General features: G+C 72.3%; 15 protein-coding genes. 11 read left to right on the top strand and 4 right to left on the bottom strand.

Features of this window, described 5'->3' with window-relative positions; all coding sequences use genetic code 11:
* The first annotated feature begins 187 nt into the window (after positions 1-187).
* Positions 188-517, top strand: a complete 330-nt coding sequence (locus MANAM107_RS03650) for a hypothetical protein (protein ID WP_223911265.1) — start codon at positions 188-190, stop codon at positions 515-517.
* A gap of 98 nt (positions 518-615) precedes the next feature.
* Here the strand turns inward: MANAM107_RS03650 and MANAM107_RS03645 are convergent, their stop codons facing one another.
* Positions 616-1,251, bottom strand: a complete 636-nt coding sequence (locus tag MANAM107_RS03645; RefSeq protein WP_223911261.1) for a septum formation family protein — start codon at positions 1,249-1,251, stop codon at positions 616-618.
* A gap of 321 nt (positions 1,252-1,572) precedes the next feature.
* Between MANAM107_RS03645 and MANAM107_RS03640 the strand changes: the two genes are divergently transcribed.
* The 7 genes from MANAM107_RS03640 (at position 1,573) to MANAM107_RS03610 (ending at position 11,596) form a co-directional block, all read left to right on the top strand.
* The gene (locus MANAM107_RS03640) at positions 1,573-2,568 is read left to right on the top strand and encodes a Bax inhibitor-1/YccA family protein (protein WP_223911258.1); all 996 of its coding nucleotides are present in this window, start codon (positions 1,573-1,575) and stop codon (positions 2,566-2,568) included.
* A gap of 232 nt (positions 2,569-2,800) precedes the next feature.
* On the top strand, positions 2,801-3,208 hold the full coding sequence (locus MANAM107_RS03635) for an FKBP-type peptidyl-prolyl cis-trans isomerase (protein WP_179901011.1): 408 nt from the start codon (positions 2,801-2,803) through the stop codon (positions 3,206-3,208).
* Between the two features lie 846 nt (positions 3,209-4,054).
* Positions 4,055-5,947 carry a dihydroxy-acid dehydratase gene (gene ilvD / locus MANAM107_RS03630; protein WP_223911256.1) on the top strand — a complete coding sequence of 631 codons (1,893 nt, stop codon included), beginning with the start codon at positions 4,055-4,057 and terminating at the stop codon, positions 5,945-5,947.
* Between the two features lie 140 nt (positions 5,948-6,087).
* On the top strand, positions 6,088-7,023 hold the full coding sequence (locus MANAM107_RS03625) for an ATP-binding cassette domain-containing protein (protein WP_223911253.1): 936 nt from the start codon (positions 6,088-6,090) through the stop codon (positions 7,021-7,023).
* The gene (locus MANAM107_RS03620; protein ID WP_223911251.1) at positions 7,020-7,940 is read left to right on the top strand and encodes an ABC transporter ATP-binding protein; all 921 of its coding nucleotides are present in this window, start codon (positions 7,020-7,022) and stop codon (positions 7,938-7,940) included. Before MANAM107_RS03625 ends, MANAM107_RS03620 begins: the two co-directional genes overlap by 4 nt.
* Before the next feature lie 276 nt (positions 7,941-8,216).
* Positions 8,217-9,782, top strand: coding sequence for an ABC transporter substrate-binding protein (locus tag MANAM107_RS03615; protein ID WP_223911248.1), 1,566 nt, complete (start codon positions 8,217-8,219; stop codon positions 9,780-9,782).
* Entirely contained in the window at positions 9,779-11,596 is a 1,818-nt protein-coding gene (locus MANAM107_RS03610; protein WP_223911245.1) for an ABC transporter permease subunit, read from the top strand. The genes MANAM107_RS03615 and MANAM107_RS03610 overlap by 4 nt, the downstream gene beginning before the upstream one ends.
* Before the next feature lie 26 nt (positions 11,597-11,622).
* Here the strand turns inward: MANAM107_RS03610 and MANAM107_RS03605 are convergent, their stop codons facing one another.
* Positions 11,623-12,024: a hypothetical protein gene (locus MANAM107_RS03605; RefSeq protein WP_223911242.1), complete on the bottom strand. Its 402-nt coding sequence runs from the start codon at positions 12,022-12,024 to the stop codon at positions 11,623-11,625.
* A 158-nt stretch (positions 12,025-12,182) separates the two neighbouring features.
* A complete protein-coding gene (locus tag MANAM107_RS03600; RefSeq protein WP_223911240.1) occupies positions 12,183-12,884 on the bottom strand; it encodes a hypothetical protein in 702 nt (233 codons plus the stop codon).
* A 229-nt stretch (positions 12,885-13,113) separates the two neighbouring features.
* Here MANAM107_RS03600 and ilvA point away from each other — a divergent pair, with 229 nt between their 5' ends.
* Complete coding sequence (gene ilvA / locus MANAM107_RS03595) at positions 13,114-14,670, top strand: threonine ammonia-lyase, biosynthetic (RefSeq protein ID WP_223911237.1); 1,557 nt, start codon at positions 13,114-13,116, stop codon at positions 14,668-14,670.
* A 224-nt stretch (positions 14,671-14,894) separates the two neighbouring features.
* Positions 14,895-15,449, top strand: coding sequence for an NADPH-dependent FMN reductase (locus MANAM107_RS03590; protein WP_223911235.1), 555 nt, complete (start codon positions 14,895-14,897; stop codon positions 15,447-15,449).
* Between the two features lie 147 nt (positions 15,450-15,596).
* Here MANAM107_RS03590 and MANAM107_RS03585 read toward each other — a convergent pair whose 3' ends face one another.
* On the bottom strand, positions 15,597-16,193 hold the full coding sequence (locus MANAM107_RS03585; protein ID WP_223911232.1) for a LysE/ArgO family amino acid transporter: 597 nt from the start codon (positions 16,191-16,193) through the stop codon (positions 15,597-15,599).
* 55 nt (positions 16,194-16,248) lie between these two features.
* Here MANAM107_RS03585 and MANAM107_RS03580 point away from each other — a divergent pair, with 55 nt between their 5' ends.
* Complete coding sequence (locus tag MANAM107_RS03580; protein ID WP_223911229.1) at positions 16,249-17,223, top strand: ArgP/LysG family DNA-binding transcriptional regulator; 975 nt, start codon at positions 16,249-16,251, stop codon at positions 17,221-17,223.
* The last annotated feature ends 76 nt before the right edge of the window (positions 17,224-17,299 follow it).

Genomic DNA, 17,299 nt, shown 5'->3' with positions numbered 1-17,299 from the left:
TGTGCCGGGGTGCCTTGTGGGCGGCCGGTGCTGCCCTGGTATCCATCACGGTAGGCGGGCGGCGGCCCCGGTCGGATCGGCCCGGTTGACGAACCTGGCGGAGGGCCTGATGGCCCCAGCGGCCGAGAGGGGTCCTCCTGCGGGAGGAGCCGGTGGGGGCGGGGTTGTCCACAGGGGTGCTGATCAGGTGGTTGACACGGTGGTGGGTGGCTCGGCGGTGCGGGTGGTGGCCACGCCGGTGTCCTATACGTGGTCCTGGGGTGATGGGACGTCGTTGACCACGACGGATGCGGGGGCGCCGTGGCCTGATCACACGGTGTTCCACAAGTACTCCGCCACGGCGCGGGGGGTCAGGATCACGTTGACCACGACGTGGCGGGCGACGTACTCGGTCGATGGGGGCCCGGCGCGGGCGGTGGCCGGGGTGCTGACGACCACGGAGAGTGATGAGCCCTTCGATCTGGTGAGGTTGCAGACCTATCTGACCGACCAGGGCGAGGAGGCCCAAGGCCACTGACGCCCCCGCGATCGTTCGCCCGGTGCGCCAGCGGCGCTCACCTCAGCGCCGGGCCGCGGCGCACTCCCGATCCGCAGCCGGGGACCGGCTCGCCCCGGTCAGGTCGTCTCCGGCTTCTTCGTTGCGGGGCCCGCCGTGGGACCGCTGGATTCGCCGGTGGTCGTCGGACCGTTCTTCACCGATCCCGTGCTCTGGCTGCCGTCCTTGGTCGTGGCGAAGCAGTAGTAGGAGTGGTTGCCGGCGTCCCAGGCGTTCTGGGAGGGGTACATGTAACTGGTGGAGAAATCACCCACCGAGCCCCCCATGTACTCGATGAGGGCCGTGGAGCAGGCCGTGTCGATCTCCGAGGTCAGGGCGGTCTCGTCATAGGCGCCCAGGGATGACTGCCCGATGGAGATCACCTCCCGGTCATGCGGCGTCTCGCAGTTGACGACGGAGACCTCGCTGACGCTCTCCCCGTCGGCCGCGGCGCTGTTCTCCAGCGTGCAGTCGCCCACCGCCAGGTCGGAGATCCGCGTCGGTCGGGGAGTCTCGGAGGGGGCGGCGCTCGGCTTGCCCGGCGTCGGGGAGGCGGAGGCGCTCGGCTCACCGCTGGGGGGCGGGGAGTCCTCCGAGGAGGCCGAGGCGCTGGGCTCGAGGGGCTCCACGGCAAGGGGCTCGTAGTTACGGCACGCCGTCAGGCCGACCGTCAGCGCCACGAGAGCGGGAATGGCGAAGAGAGTGCGGGAACGCATGATCGGAGTCTGCCCGAAGTCACGGTTCGATACCAGCGCATCGGCCACAGGCGAGGAGGGCGCGTGAGGCGGGTGGGCGGTGCCGCCGCTGAAGGATCCTCTGGGCCTCCTGAGGGCCGTCGGCGGGGGTCCAGGGGAGGACTCCCCATGGGCCGGGCCGGTCCGGAGGCCTCCTGGCGCGGGGAAGGGATTTCAACCAGGAGGATCGCCTGGGCATAATGGGGCCAGTTCCCGGCCGAGGGCGGTCGCTCGCCTCGCCCGGGTCGCCGGCCCCCGACGGGGGCTGCGCTCAACCGTCCCCCGAGAGAGGACAGCCACCACATGAGCAACCCCTTCTTCAGTCGCAGCTCCGCCTTCCAGCCCGGAGGCGGCGTGCGCGAGTCCGCCCCCGCCTACACCCCCAACGGCTACCCCACCATGCCCGGCTACCAGCCCGGCGGCCAGGGCGGTTACGGCACGCAGTCCTATGGCGCCCCGGCCTACGGCCAGCAGCCCGGCTACGGCCGGACCACCTACAGCCAGCCCGGCTACGGCCAGGCGCCCCAGGGCTACGGCCAGGTCACCCCCGAGCAGCTCGCGGGCCTGGAGGCCCAGTACCAGGCGCCGTCGGCCAGCAGCGTGGACATGCGCCGCATGACCTACGACGACGTCATCATCCGCACCGCGGGCCTGTTCGGCATCATCGTCGTCACCGGCGCCATCGCCTGGAACCTCGTGACCTCTCCGGCCACGATGGGTCTGGGCTACATGGCGACCTTCGTGGGCGCCATCGCCGGCCTGGTCCTGGGCCTGGTCAACTCCTTCAAGTCCAAGCCCTCACCGGCCCTCATCATGCTCTACGCCGCCTTCGAGGGGCTGTTCCTCGGAGGCTTCTCGGGCGTCATGGAGTACAGCTACCCGGGCATCGTCATGCAGGCGGTGCTAGCCACGGCGGCGACCTTCACCGCCATGCTGTGCGCCTACAAGTTCGCGGGCTTCCGCGTCCAGGGGCGCTTCCTGCGCATCGTCCTGGTGGCGGTGGCCGGATACGCGCTGTTCTCCCTGATCAACCTCGGGCTCATGCTCACCGGTGTGGCCAGCGGGCAGTGGGGCCTGCGCAGCATCGAGGTCATGGGCATCCCCCTGGGCGTCATCCTGGGCCTGGTGGCCGTCGTCCTGGCCGCCTTCTGCCTGGCCATCGACTTCGAGTCCATCCAGCGCGGCGTGGAGAACCGCCTGCCCCAGCGCTACGCCTGGGCCGGCGCCTTCGGGCTGGTGGTGACCATCGTGTGGATGTACCTGGAGTTCCTCCGCCTGCTGTCCTACTTCCGGGACTGAGCCGAGGCGCTGGGCCGGCCTCGTACCGACCCGGCTGTCCCGCCCGGGCAGTACCTACTGAACGCACCGGGCCAGACGGCTTCCCCGTCTGGCCCGGTGTGCTGCTCCGGGTCAGGCTCGGGCGAGGCCCCGTGCGCGGTGCTCCCGGTGCCGCGGGCGAGGGCGGGCCGGTTCGCGGCGAGCCGAGGGGTGGATCCCGGGCGGCACGCGGGCCTGGCGTAGGCTCGCGGCCATGATCAACACGAACATGCCCACCGTTGAGGGAGCCGCGGGCTCCAAGCCCACCCTGACCTTCCCGGGGCCCCAGGCCCCCGAGGGCCTGCAGGTCCAGGTGCTCGACGCCGGTGACGGCCAGGTCGTCGAGGCCGGCGACACCATCGTGGCCCACTACCTGGGCCAGTCCTGGGACGGCGCCGTCTTCGACAACTCCTACGACCGCGGGCAGCCCCTGAACTTCCAGGTGGGGGTCGGTATGGTCATCCGCGGCTGGGACGACGCCCTGGTGGGTCAGCGCGTGGGCTCGCGCCTGCTGCTATCCATCCCCTCCGAGCTGGGCTACGGCGACCGCGGCGTGCCCCAGGCCGGCATCAAGGGCGGGGACACCCTCGTCTTCGTCACCGAGATCCTCGGCGTCATGTGACCACCTGAGCGTCACTCCCGGCCGGACCCGGCATCGGCCCCCGGCCGGCGAACCCGTGCCGCCCCCGCGCTGCTGGCCCCGCAGCCGGGGGCGGCTCTGCGTGCGCGGCCATCACGCCCCCGATCGGGCGGGGCAGGGCGCCGGGGTGGACTGGACTGGATGGGCCGCGCCGGACCGCAACCATCATGGCTGTGATCCTCAGGATGGAGCTCTTGCTGCTGCGGCACTCCAGGGTTGGAGCGCTCACCGCGGTGGTGATGGTGGCCGGCACGGTCCTGCTGCTGGGCGGCATCACTGTGGGCGTGGCCGGCGGCAACGCCCAACTCGTCGCCGAGGCCGGCCCCGCGGCGAGCCTGGACTGGAGCGGCCTGCTGGCGGGCGCCACTCAGGTCGCCGGCGTTGCGGGTCTCCTGGGCGGCGGCACCATCCTCGCCTGGATGTTCGGGCGGGAGCTCGCAGAGGACACCACCTCGGCCTTGCTCGCCCTGCCCTGTAGCCGAGGCAGGATCCGCCGCCAGGCTCCCCGCTCGCGCGCTGTGGACCCTCATGGTTGCCACTGCACTGGTGGTCGGAGCTCTGGCACTGGGAATCACCATCGGCTACGGCCCGCCGACTGCCGTCGCATGGGTGGGCCTGGAACTCGACCGATGGTCCGGTCGCCAGTGCTGCCGGTGGAGCCGCCGCACCGTCGTCGAGGAGGCCGGCGACGACGGCCCCAGGTGTGACGCCGTCAGTCGCCCGGGCCGCTCAGGTGTCCTTGGTCCCACGAGGTGGTCGCCTGGAAGAGACCTGACGTCGTGACAGTTACCCTGAGCGCAGACCCGCGTCCTTCGTCAAGGAGACCCCATGCCGCAGTACCGCAGCGCCACCTCCACCTCCGGCCGCAACATGGCCGGGGCCCGCGCCCTGTGGCGCGCCACCGGTGTCAAGGACTCCGACTTCGGCAAGCCCATCATCGCCATCGCCAACTCCTTCACCCAGTTCGTCCCCGGGCACGTCGGCCTGCGCGACGTCGGGCGCCTGGTAGCCGGCCAGATCGAGTCCGCCGGGGGCATCGCCAAGGAGTTCAACACCATCGCCGTGGACGACGGCATCGCCATGGGCCACGACGGCATGCTCTACTCCCTGCCCAGCCGCGACCTCATCGCCGACTCCGTGGAGTACATGGTCTCGGCCCACTGCGCCGACGCCCTGGTGTGCATCTCCAACTGCGACAAGATCACCCCCGGCATGCTCATGGCGGCCATGCGCCTGAACATCCCGGCGATCTTCGTCTCGGGTGGGCCCATGGAGTCGGGCAAGATGACGGCCGCCGACGGCACCACCCGCAAGCTCGACCTCATCGACGCCATGATGGACGCCGCCGACCCCACGGTCTCCGATGAGATCATCAGCGCCATCGAGCGCCTGGCCTGCCCCACCTGCGGCTCCTGCTCGGGGATGTTCACCGCCAACTCGATGAACTGCCTGACCGAGGCCCTGGGGATGGCGCTGCCCATGAACGGCACCATCCTGGCCACCCACGCCGACCGCGGCGAACTGTTCAAGCGCGTGGGCCACCAGATCGTGGCCATCACCAAGGCCTACTACGAGGGCGAGGACGACTCGGTCCTGCCGCGGTCCATCGCCACCAAGGCCGCCTTCGAGAACGCCATGAGCCTGGATATCGCCATGGGGGGCTCGACCAACACGGTGCTGCACCTGCTGGCCGCCGCCCAGGAGGCCGGGGTGGACTTCACCATGGCCGACATCGACCGCCTCTCGCGCAGGGTGCCCCAGCTGTGCAAGGTGGCGCCCTCGACCAACCTGTTCCACATCGAGGACGTCCATCGCGCCGGCGGCATCATGGGGATCCTGGGCGAGCTGGACCGGGCGGGCCTGCTGGAGACCTCCACCACCAATGTGCTGGGCTCCACCCTGGCCGAGTCCCTGGCCACCTACGACATCGTGCGCCCCGGCCCCGACGGCGTCCCCGGCTCGGGGCTCAGCCAGGAGGTGCACACCGGCTACCTGGCCGCCCCCGGCGGGGTGCGCACCACGGAGATGTTCTCCCAGTCCTCCCGGTGGGAGGCCCTGGATACCGACCGTGCAGCGGGCTGCATCCGCGACCTGGAGCACGCCTACTCCGCCGACGGCGGGCTGGCGGTGCTCTTCGGAAACATCGCCGAGAAGGGCTGCATCGTCAAGACCGCGGGGGTGGACGACTCCATCCTCACCTTCTCGGGGCCTGCGGTGGTCTTCGAGTCCCAAGACGATGCGGTCTCGGGGATCCTGGGCGGGAGGGTCAAGGCCGGCGACGTCGTGGTCATCAGCCACGAGGGCCCGCGTGGGGGCCCGGGCATGCAGGAGATGCTCTACCCGACGACGTACATCAAGTCCATGCACCTGGGCAAGGAGTGCGCCCTGCTGACCGACGGGCGCTTCTCCGGGGGCACCTCGGGGCTGAGCATCGGGCACTGCTCGCCCGAGGCGGCGGCCGGGGGCCTCATCGGGCTGGTGCGCTCGGGCGACATCATCGACATCGACATCCCGGCGCGCTCGATCTCGGTGCGCCTGGATGAGGGGGAGATCGCCCGGCGCCGGGTCGAGGAGGAGGCCCGCGGGGACGCGGCCTGGACCCCGCATGTGGAGCGGCCCCGCAAGGTCTCGGCGGCCCTGCGCGCCTATGCCATGCTCGCCACGAGCGCCGACCTGGGGGCCGTGCGGGACCTGCGCAGGCTCGGCGTCCCCCGCCCCTGACCCTCCCTCCCCTTCCTTTCGACAATTTGCATGAGATCGGCCTTTTCCAGCCCCGGAAAAGGCCGATCTCATGCAAATTGTCGAAAGATGGTGGGGAGGTGAGTTGAAAATGAGTCTCAACAGCACTTAGGGTGCTGCATATGACTATCGTTCTCGACTCGCTGGGCCTTCGCGCCGGGGGACGCACCCTGCTCGACGGCGTGAGCCTCAGCCTCGTCCCGGGCGGCCGCACCGCCCTGGTCGGCGCCTCGGGGGCCGGCAAATCGCTGACCTGCGCCGCCCTGGCCGGCACCCTGCCCCCCGGCCTGGAGGCCAGCGGCTCCCTGCGCGTCGTGGAGGACGCAGCACGGGACGGCGCGCAGGACGAGGGTGCCCCGGAGGCGCCGGCGGGCCCGGACCTGCTGGGCACGCCCGCCGCGGCACGCCCCCGGGGGAGTCGGGCGGCCCTGGTGCCCCAGGACCCCACCACCGCCCTGCACCCCCTCATCCCCGCCCTGCGCCAGGTCGAGCTCGCCGCCCGCGGCGCCGGCGGGTCCCGGGCGGGGGAGCGCGCCCGGGACCGGGCGGTCGAGCTGCTTGAGGCCGTCGGCCTGGACGCCGGCACCGGTGCCCGCGTCCCCGGGCGCCTGTCGGGCGGCCAGCGCCAGCGCGTCTGCCTGGCCCTGGCCCTGGCCGGCGATCCTGCGGTCCTCATCGCCGATGAGCCCACCACCGCCCTGGACGTGGTGGCCCGCGGCGAGGCCCTGGCCCTCCTTCGCGACGTGACCGGCGGCCCGCAGTCCCCCTCCCTGCTGCTCATCACCCACGACCTGCCCGCGGCCACTATCTGCCAGGAGATCGTCGTGCTCCACCAGGGCCGGGTCGTCGACCGGGGCGCTACCACGAAGGTCCTCACCGACCCCCGCCACCCGGCCACGCGCGCCATGTGCGAGGCGGCCGCCGACGAGACCCTCGACGGCGCCCTGGCGGCTGCAGGACTGCGAGTCCGGGGAGGCGGGAGCGGCAGTGGCGGCGGGGGAGGCGGCGCCGGATCGGGCGAGTCCGGGCACCGGCGTCGCCCCGGTATCGCCGCATGAGCGGTCTGGCGGTGCGCGGCCTGACGCGCTCCTACCGCGCCGCTGGCGGCTACCACCGCGTGCTCCGCGGCCTGGACCTCGCCCTGGCCCCCGGCCAGAGCGCCGCTCTGCTGGGCCGCTCGGGCTGCGGCAAGACCACCCTGCTGCGCGCCCTGCTCCTCATGGACCGCCCCGGCCCCGAGGACGGCGGCCAGATCCTCCTGGAGGGGCGCGAGGTCCGTCGCGGCAGCGCCCGCCGGATGCGCCCCTACCGCCGCGCCGTCCAGTACGTGCCCCAGGACGCCGCGGCCAGCCTCGACCCCCGCCGCCGGGTCCTGGACCAGGTGACCACGCCCCTGCGCACCCTGGGGGTTGCGGGCGGGCGCGCGGAGCATGAGGAGAGGGCCGCGGCGCTGCTCCAGGGCCTGGGCGTCGCCGAGCACCTGTGGGGCTCCCGGCCCCACGAGATCTCCGGGGGCCAGGCCCAGCGCGTGGCCATCGCCCGCGCCCTGGCGCCCCGCCCGAGCTACCTCCTGCTCGATGAGCCCGTCTCTGGGCTCGACCCGGCCCTGCGCCGCCAGGTTCTCGAGCTCCTGGCCGGGCTCGGCGGCCGCGGATCGGGCACCGAGCCCGCCACGGGGCGAACGGCAGCGCAGGCTGCCGGGCCGTCGTCGGGGGAGCGGGCGGGGCGGGAGCCCCCGGAGGGCGGCGACGACGACGCGGCGGCACCGGCGGAGGGTCGGGCGCCGGCACCGGCCCTGCTCGTGGTCTCCCACGACCTGGCGGCGGTGGCCCGCATCTGCCAGCGCTGCCTGGTCATGGACGACGGCGCCCTGGTGGAGGACGCCCCCATGGAGCGCATCCTCACCAGCCCCTCCCACCGGGCCACGCGGGCGCTGCGCGACGCCGTCCCCCAGATGCCCGCGATAGGCGCCTGAGCCCGGCGGGCGCCCCGTGCCGGCCTCGATCCCCCGGGCCCCGCCTCCAGACCAGCCACGACGACCGCCGACCGCCACCGACTCGACCGGAAGGCCCCTGAGACCCCCGAGCACACCGAAGCCACTGAGCCCATAGCCCACCGCCGGACCCCGCCTGGCCAGCCCCCGGCCCACCACGACCAGTCCCATCATCAGCGCCCGTGACCAGTGCCTGCGACCACCTGCGCGGCCTGCCGCCCGGTGCGCCCACCAGACCGATGAACCCGAGGAGAGCTCATGAACCCGTCCACCACCACCGCCCCGGTCACCCGCCGTCAGGTGCTCGCCCTGCTGAGTGCCGGCGCCGCCACCGCCACCCTGGTCGCCTGCAGCTCCGGCGGGAGCGGCTCGGGTGACGGGCGCATCCGCCTGGCCATGCTCCAGCCGCCGCGCAGCGGCCTCAACCCGCTGTCCGACGACGCCTTCAAGCTCTCGCGCTGGTCGTGCGCCGAGACCCTCATCACCCTGGATGCCGAGGGCAACGCCATGGAGGGCCTGGCCACCTCCTGGACCCAGGATGACGAGACCACCTGGCGCTTCACCATCCGCGAGGGCGTGACCTTCCACGACGGCACCGAGTTGACCGCCGAGCAGGCGGCCGCCGCCCTGAGCTTCGCGGCCGCCTACAGCACCCCGCCGCGCATCCTGGACGGCATCGAGCTGAGCGTGACCGCGCAGGGCCAGGACGTCGTGGTGACCACCGCCAGCCCCGACCCCCTGATCCCCCACCGCCTGTCCAGCCCCCAGCTGGCGATCCTGGCCGCCGCGGCCTACCCCGACCGGGCCGACGGCCCGGTCGACCCTGTGGGCCACGGGACGGGCGCCTTCAGGCTGACCTCCGTGGAGGGCACCGCCGGGGCCACCCTGGAGCGCTACGAGGACTACTGGGCGGGCAAGGCCAAGGCGCCGGGCATCGACGTCACCTTCGTGCCCGATGGCACCGCGCGCGGCGCCGCCCTGCGCACCGGGACCGCCGACCTGGTGGAGGCCGTGCCGGTCTCCCAGGTGGCCACCCTCGATGATGCCCTCCTCCACGAGGTTCCCATGCCCCGCACCTGCACCCTCTACCTCAATACCTCCTCAGGGGCCTTCGCCGACGCCGGCCTGCGGGCCGCGGCCCGAGACGCCCTGGACCCCGAGGCCCTCATCTCCACCGTCTACGAGGGCCATGCCGACGTCGCCGCGGGCCTGCTGGGGCCCGCCCTGCCCTGGGCGCCCCCGCTGCGTTCCTGGGACGGGGCCTATGCGGGGGCCAAGGGGGCCGCCGCCCAGGGCTCGGTTCCCGGCGCCGCCAAGGCGGGATCGGTGCCCGCGGGCACCACGATCACGGTGGGCTCCTACACCGATCGCCCCGAGCTGGAGGAGATCATGGTGCTCCTGACCCAGCAGCTCGAGGCGGCGGGCTTCACCGTGAGCACCGACGTGCGCGAGTACGCCCAGATCGAGGCCGATGCCCTGGCGGGCTCCTTCGACGCCTTCCTGCTCTCGCGCGCCACCGTCCTGGACTCCGGAGACCCCGTGGCCTACATGGTCTCCGACTTCTCCTCCTCGGGCTCCTTCACCCTGTGCTTCCTGAAGGACACGGCCGTGGATGAGGCACTGGCCAGGGCCGGCGCCCTGGCTCCGGGTCAGGAGCGGCAGAAGGCCACGATGGCGGCCGAGCAGGCCATCCTGGCGACGACCGCGGCGATCCCCCTGCTGCATGAGCGGGTCATCCAGGGCGAGGCTGCGGGCCTCAGCGGTGCCGAGCGCGACCCGCGCGAGCGCGCCCTGGTCACGGTCGAGACGAAGACGGGCCAGTGAGCGCGCTGCTGGGAGCCTCGGTGCGCCGTCGGGCCCGGCATGCGCTGGGGGCGGTGCGCTCCGACGCCGTCATGGCCCTGTCCCGCCTGGTGGCGCTCCTGGGGCTGGTCGCGCTCGTGGGCGCCATGCCCTGGCTCTCCAGCAACGATCCCGCCCTGACGATCCTTCGGGCCACCTCCGCCGAGCGCGAGCCGACCCCCGAGGTCCTGGAGTCGATTCGCCAGCGCCTGGGCCTGGACGGCGGCCCCCTGGGCAGCATCGGCCACTGGCTGGGCGGGCTCGTGCGCGGCGAGGCGGGCACCTCCTGGATCTCGGGGCGCGACGTGGGTCCCGGGAGCTGGCAGGCCTTCGCCCTGTCCCTGGGGCTCATGGGGGCCAGCCTCCTGGTGGCCCTGGTGGTCGTCGTCCTGCTGGCGGGCCCGGCCCTGCGCGACGGCCTGCGGGGGCGGGCCCGGCCCCGGGGTGGGGCGGCGGCCGCGATCCTGACCTCCCTGCCCGAGTACCTCCTGGCGCCGGTGCTGCTGCTCATCCTGTCGGTCTACGCCGGGCTCCTGCCGCCCTACGGGTGGGGTACTCCCGCGCAGGTGGTCCTGCCCGCCCTGAGCCTGGGCCTGCCGGCGGGCGGCCTGCTGGGAGGGCTGCTGGGAGACGCGATCACCGCCACCTTCTCCGAGGGCTGGGTGAGGACGTGGACGACGGCGGGGATCGGGCGCGGCCCCGTGGCGCTGGCGGTGCTGCGCCGTGCGGTGGCGCCCCTGACCGGCCAGGTGGCGCTGGCGGTGGTGGGGCTGACGGGTGGGGCGGTGGCCGTGGAGCAGGTCTTCGCCATCCCCGGGATCGGCCGGGCCCTGCTGGGGGCTGCCACGGCCCAGGATGTTCCGGCTCTCCAGGCGGGGATCGTGCTCCTGCTGGCCCTGGCCCTGGGGGCGGGGGCGCTGGCGGAGCTGGCCCGCCGCCTCGTGCTGGGCCCTGCCGCGCAGGCCGGGGGCCTGCCGGCGCCCGCGCCGGTGGCCCATCCCGTCCGGGCCGCGAGGGTGCTGACGGCCGTGGGCAGCGGCCTGCTGGTGGTCATGGTGGCGGCAGGGATCGGCCGCGACCCCCTGGCCGTGGTGGCGACCCGCCTGGAGGCGCCCAGTGCGGCCCTGCCGCTGGGGGCCGACGCGCTGGGGCGCGATGTGCTGGCCCGCGTCGCCCATGGCGCGAGCTCGACGGCGCTGATGGCGCTGGCGGTCAGTGCCGTGTGCTTCGTCATCGCCCTGCTGCTGGGGCTGGTGCCGCGGGCCTCGATCGGCTTCGTGGAGGTGGCCAATGCCGCTCCGCCGGTGCTCGCCGGGCTGATCGTCGCGGCGGTCACCGGCCCCAGCGGTCTGGGGGCAGCACTGGCGGTGGCCTGCGTGGCCTGGGCGCCTCTGGCGGCTCATGCGGCCTCCCTGGTCCAGGAGGCCCGGCTGCGGCCCGATGTGCTGGTGGCGCCGGTGCTGGGGGAGGGGCGCGTGCGCGTGACCCTGACCCGGGTGCTGCCGGCGGTGACCGGGCCGCTGCTGAGCCATGCCGCTCTGCGCCTGCCGGGGGTGGCGCTGGCACTGGCCGGATTGGGATTCCTAGGGCTGGGGGCGCAGGCGCCCAGCCCGGAGTGGGGGCTGGTCCTGGCCGAGGCACTGCCGTACATCGAACGGGCCCCCTGGGCCGTGGCCACGCCCTCCCTGGCCCTCGTGGTACTCGCGGTCACGGCTGTGGCGGCCTCCCGGCTGCGTCTACCGGCGGCCCGCCGGGGCTCCCACGACCGTGCTGGGGAGCCGGCCGGCCAGGAGTGAGGGTGTGCCTGCAGGCGACCGCCTCCTCAGCGGGGTGCGCCTTTGATGATGAGCCAGCCGCGGCCCAGGGGGCGCTCCAGGAGGAGTGTTGCGCCTTTGGAGCGTGCGGACCATGGGTTGCTGATTGTGCTGACGTCCACATCCTCCAGGTCGAGCCCGTCCGGGGGAGCCGTTGAGTACTTTTCGAGAATTCTGCCGTCGTGGATGGTGTTGTTGGTGACGTAGGTGCGGATGGCTGGGTCGGTGGCGGTGAAGGTGATGATGTAGCCCCAGCCTCCGGGGAATCCCTCGGCGAAGTTGGTGGCCGGGCTGACTGAGGTGACCTCTGCGCCCTCGGGCAGGTCGTGCCCCTGGCCGATGGCGAGGATCTGGTCGAGGTGCTCCATGTCCGCGGGGTAGGGCGCCCCTTCCTGATGGGTGCTGGCCATGCTCGCTCCTTGGGATGAACGAGGTGTTCCTGAGGCCTCAGGTGGCCCTGGTCGCAGTGCGCCGCATCCTGACGCTCCCATGACGCAGACACTGGCGAGTGCGAAGACCTTGACAACATAAAGAGGAGAACGGTGCATGTTGACTGATTTCGAGATCCTCATGGCCCGCTCACTACTGATGATTCGCCGATGAGATCGTACTCCTGAGCGAGTCCGGCTCGGTGCAGTTCCTGTAGTTCCTTGTCTGTGATAGTAAGTGGTCCGATCGGTGTCGCTTTTTTGCCGTCCCAGTTGTACCGGTCCGCCACATGGACGCGATAGTTGTACTTGTATGTCCATTCTGGATCATCTTCGGTCGGGGGGTATACCGTCACGGTGCCCTCGGTGGCGCGCTGATAGCCGCCTGTGGCGTAGAACCAGTTGGGGTGCTCTTTCTGCTCTGCGTATTCCGGCTCCCAGGGGGTACTGAAGGTGTAGGTCACCGGCCCTGATGCGCCGGAGGCGATGGCGTCATCTTTGGCGTCATCTGCAAACTTCTTGACCTCTGCATGGGTGTTGTTGTTAAGGTCGGGCATGTCCTTCATCATGCGGTTGACATTGATCTGCTGGGGTTCTCCGGTGTTCTCGAGGTAGTGCAGAAGGTTCCTCGATGCGTCCGGCCATACGAGCCCGAACAGGCCTGCCGCGGCTGCCACCCTCCCCGCGCTCGTCGATCCCGGCATGGCCGCCTCCACGCCATCAAGCGCTGCAGCAATATCGAGGCCGTCCAGGCCATCGCGCACCGCATCCACCGAGGTCGACAACGCTATGAGGTCACTCCACTGAAGACGGATATTCACCGCCCAGCCTCCGATGCTCATCGGGGATGGTGCTGCTCGACAATGCCGGAATCCGGCATTTCCGCGGCCACCACCCATCCGATCCGTGAGAGCAGTGCTTAATCTAACCGATACCATCTGGCGCTGTCCACGGATCGCACGTACCTCCTCACATCGGGCCGGCCCGCGCGTGCGCGAGGCGCGGTTTCGGGGCGTCAGGGCTGCGGCAGTGCTCGACGCGGCCCCGCAGCGCGCGGTTAGGCTGTCGGCCGTGAACGAGCTCGACACCCCCGGCACCACCTGGGATCCGACCCGCTACCTGCGCGAGATCCTGCGCGCCCCCGTCTACGAGGCCGCCGAGCACACCCCCCTGCAGCCCATGGAGGCCCTCTCGGCCCGGTTGGGCTGCACCGTCCAGGTCAAGCGCGAGGACCTCCAGGCCGTCCACTCCTTCAAGATCCGCGGCGCCTACACCGCCATGCGCTCCCTGAGCGAGGCCGAGCGCGCCCGTGGCGTGGTCACCGCCTCGGCCGGCAATCACGCCCAGGGCGTGGCCCGCTCCGCCGCCCTGCTGGGGGTGCGCGCCCTCATCGTCATGCCCACCGTCACCCCCCAGATCAAGGTCGACGCCGTCGCGGCCCTGGGGGGCGAGGTCCTCCTGCACGGCGAGAACTTCGATGCCGCCAAGGCCCAGGCCCAGCACCTGGCCGAGGCCGAGGGCCTGAGCTACATCCCGCCCTTCGACGACCCCCGCGTCATCGCGGGCCAGGGCACCATCGGCCTGGAGATGATCCAGCAGGACGCCGAGCTCGACCGCATCTTCCTGCCCGTGGGCGGCGGCGGCCTGGCCTCGGGCGTGGCCGTCCTCATCAAGCAGCTCATGCCCCAGATCAGGATCATCGGAGTGGAGCACGAGGAGTCCGCCTGCTTGCGCGCTGCCCTGGATGCGGGCGAGCCCACCACCCTGGAGCGCGTCGGGCTCTTCGCCGAGGGCGTGGCCGTGCGCCGCATCGGCGAGGAGACCTTCCGCCTGTGCCGCGCCCTGCTCGACGACGTCATCACCGTCTCCTCCGACGAGACCTCCGCCGCCGTGCGCGACCTCTTCGAGGACCTGCGCGCCATCTCCGAGCCCTCCGGGGCCATCGCCCTGGCCGGGCTCAAGCGCTACGCCGTCGAGCACGGCCTGGCCGGCGAGCGCCTGGGGTGCGTGCTCTCGGGCGCCAACCTCAACTTCCACCAGCTGCGCTACATCTCCGAGCGCAGCGAGCTGGGCGAGCAGCGCGAGGCCATCCTCGGGGTGACCATCCCCGAGCGGCAGGGCGCCTTCCTGCGCTTCGCCTCCATCCTGGGCGGCCGGGCCGTCACCGAGTTCAACTACCGCCTGTCCGCCAGCCGCGCCCAGGACGACCCCGCGCGCATCTTCGTGGGCGTGCGCATCACCCGTGGGCGCCAGGAGCGCGCCGAGATCGTCGCCGACCTGGAGGCCGAGGGCTACGGCGTCATCGACCTCACCGAGGACGAGCTGGCCAAGGTCCACGTGCGCTCCATGATCGGGGGGCGGGCCACCCAGGGGGTCCCCGAGCGTCTCTTCTCCTTCCTCTTCCCCGAGTCCCCCGGGGCCCTGGCGCGCTTCCTGGAGATCCTGGGCACCCAGTGGAACATCACCCTCTTCCACTACCGCACCGACGGCGCCGACTACGGGCGCATCCTGTGCGCCTTCGCCGCCGATGCCGGCGACGCCGAGCTCACCAGGTACATGGACCGCCTCGGCTACGCCTACCAGGAGGAGACCGCCGACCCTGCCGCCCGCTTCTTCCTGGCCCGCTGAGCCGCCACCGCCACCACCGGGGAGCGCATGGAGGATGTGCGGCCGCGGTGGCGTCCGCCTCGCGGCCCCGGCTGGGTTGTGGCAGGCTTCATGGGCGGGGGCCTGGCGCCCGGGCGGGCCCGGACCTAGGGTAGTTCAGTCATAAATCACCCTGTTCGGTCCCGTGCCGGCATTGGCGCCCGTCCCGGCACACCGCAATATCTCACGTGCAAGGAGATCACCTCATGACCCGTATCGCCGTCATCCTCGGCTCCATCCGCCCCAACCGCGTCGGTGGGGAGGTGGCCGACTGGGTCGTGGCCAAGGCCAGTTCCGTCGACGGTGTTGAGGCCGAGCTGGTCGACATCGCCGCTTTCAACCTGCCCGTCTTCGCCGAGGAGACGCCCCCCATGATGGCCGCCCCGAAGGACCCCGCGGGCATCGCCTTCAATGAGGCGCTGGCTTCCTATGACGCCTACATCTTCGTCACCCCCGAGTACAACTTCTCCATCCCCGGTGCGCTGAAGAACGCCATCGACTTCATCGTGCCCTCCAATCTGGCCAACAAGGCCGTGGGGCTGGTGGGCTACTCCTACTCCCACGGCTACCAGCCCCTGGCCCACCTGCGCGACGTGCTCGTCAACTTCACCACCGGTGTTGTGGGCCCCCAGGTGACCCTGTCCCTGGCCACGGATGTGGTCGATGGCGCCTTCAGCCCGGCATCCACTCACGAGCGCAAGTTCGCCGGCATGGTTGAGGCCATCGTCACCCAGGACAAGGCCCTGTCCACCCTGCGCTGAGCGCCGACCGGACATCGTAGGCGCCCCCGGCCACTCCCGGCCGGGGGCGCCTGCGCGCGTGCGGGCCCGACCCCGTCACCCGCCTGCCACCCGCCCGTCATCGGCCCCGCCCGTCGTCGCGGGGCTTGATGCCGAGGGGCCCGCGGCTCACAGGGCCAGGTGGACGGCCACCACCAGCATGATGAGCCCGACGATGACGTCGAGCACGCGCCACGTCGCGGGCCGCGACAGGGGGCGGGACAGGGCCCGCGCCCCCAGCCCCAGGCCGATGAACCACATCGCGGAGGCCGCGATCGCCCCCGCCGCCGCCACCCAGCGCTCCTGGCCGAACTGGTTGGTGACCGAGCCCAGCATGACCACCGTGTCCAGGTAGACATGCGGGTTGAGCCAGGTCAGGGCCAGCGTCGTCACCGCCACCGAGGAGGCGGGCCGCTCCTCCTGGGCCTTCAGTGCTGCGGGCCGGAGCGCGGAGCGGAAGGAGGACAGGGCGAATCCCGTCAGGTAGGCCGCCCCGCCCCAGCGCAGGACCTCCAGCACCCAGGGCGCCAGGGACGAGACCGCCCCGATCGCGCCGGTCCCCAGGGCGATGAGCGCGACGTCGGAGATGGTGCAGATGGCGATGACCAGGCCGATGTGCTCACGGCGCACTCCCTGGCGCAGGATCCAGGCGTTCTGGGCGCCGATGGCGACGATCAGTCCGAGGCCGGTGCCGAATCCGGTGAGTGCGGGAGTCAGAAGATCCATGGCCCCCACGCTAGGAGCCGGCGCGGGTGAAGCAAAGCGCGATAATCTGAACCTCGTGAAGCAGGCCTTCATGCACCCCGATCAGATGGCCGCCCTCCTGGCCGTGGCCGACACCGGCTCCTTCGAGCGCGCCGCCAGCACCCTGGCGGTCTCCACCTCCGCGGTCTCCCAGCGCATCCGCGCCCTGGAGTCGTCCCTGGGCCGGGTCCTCATCCAGCGCGGGAGCCCCTCGCGGGTGACGGCCCAGGGTGCGACGGTCCTGCGCTACGCCCGCCAGCAGCAGCTCCTGGCCGGGGAGATGAGCGCCGAGCTCGGCCTGGGGTCGGCAGGTGCCAGGGGTGATGGCCCTGGGCCCGGCGCGCAGGAGGCCGTGGAGATCGCGGTGGCCGTCAATCTCGACTCCCTGGCGACCTGGTTCCCCTCCCTCTTCCCCGAGATCGCCCACTGGCCGGATATGCGCCTGCGACTGGTGGCCGATAACGAGGGCCGCACCGCCGAGCTGCTGCGCGAGGGCTCGGTGATGGCCGCGGTCTCGGCGGCCCGAGACCCGGTGGCCGGCTGCTCCAGCCAGGCCCTGGGCCGCCTGCGCTACCTGCCCGTCGCCTCACCCGCCCTCCTGTCCAGCGCAGGCCTGCGCGTCGCCGGCGCTGGGCCCCACGAGCGCATCCGGGACGGCGTACGGGACGGTGTACGGGACAAGGTCGCCCGCCTGCCGGTGCTGCGCTTCGACGACACTGACGACCTGCAGGACCTCGTCCTGACCGCCGCCGGGCTGCCATCAGGGCTGCCGGGGCCGCACGTCCCCGGCAATGAGGCCTACGCCCGGGCCCTGGAGGCGGGCATGGGCTGGGGCCTGCTCCCGCGATCCCTGCTCGAGCGGCACCCCGGCCTGCTGCCGGTGCCGGGGCTGGCCCCGCTGGATCGTGAGCTCACCTGGTACCGGTGGCGCCTGCGCTCAGCGCTCCTGGAGCGCCTGACCCAGGCGGTCCGCCGGGCCTTCGCCGCCCACCGGGAGACGAGCGGGGCATGAGCCGGCGCGCGCCGCCCGGCAATCGCCCGCCGGGTGCTCGCGCCGGGGCGGCGCCCCCACTCCGTTGCACATCTTC

Source organism: Actinomyces capricornis (assembly GCF_019974135.1).
GTDB classification, from domain to species: Bacteria; Actinomycetota; Actinomycetes; order Actinomycetales; family Actinomycetaceae; genus Actinomyces; species Actinomyces capricornis.
The sequence above is the reverse complement of the archived record's forward strand: the minus strand, read 5'-3'. Positions and strand labels throughout refer to the sequence as shown.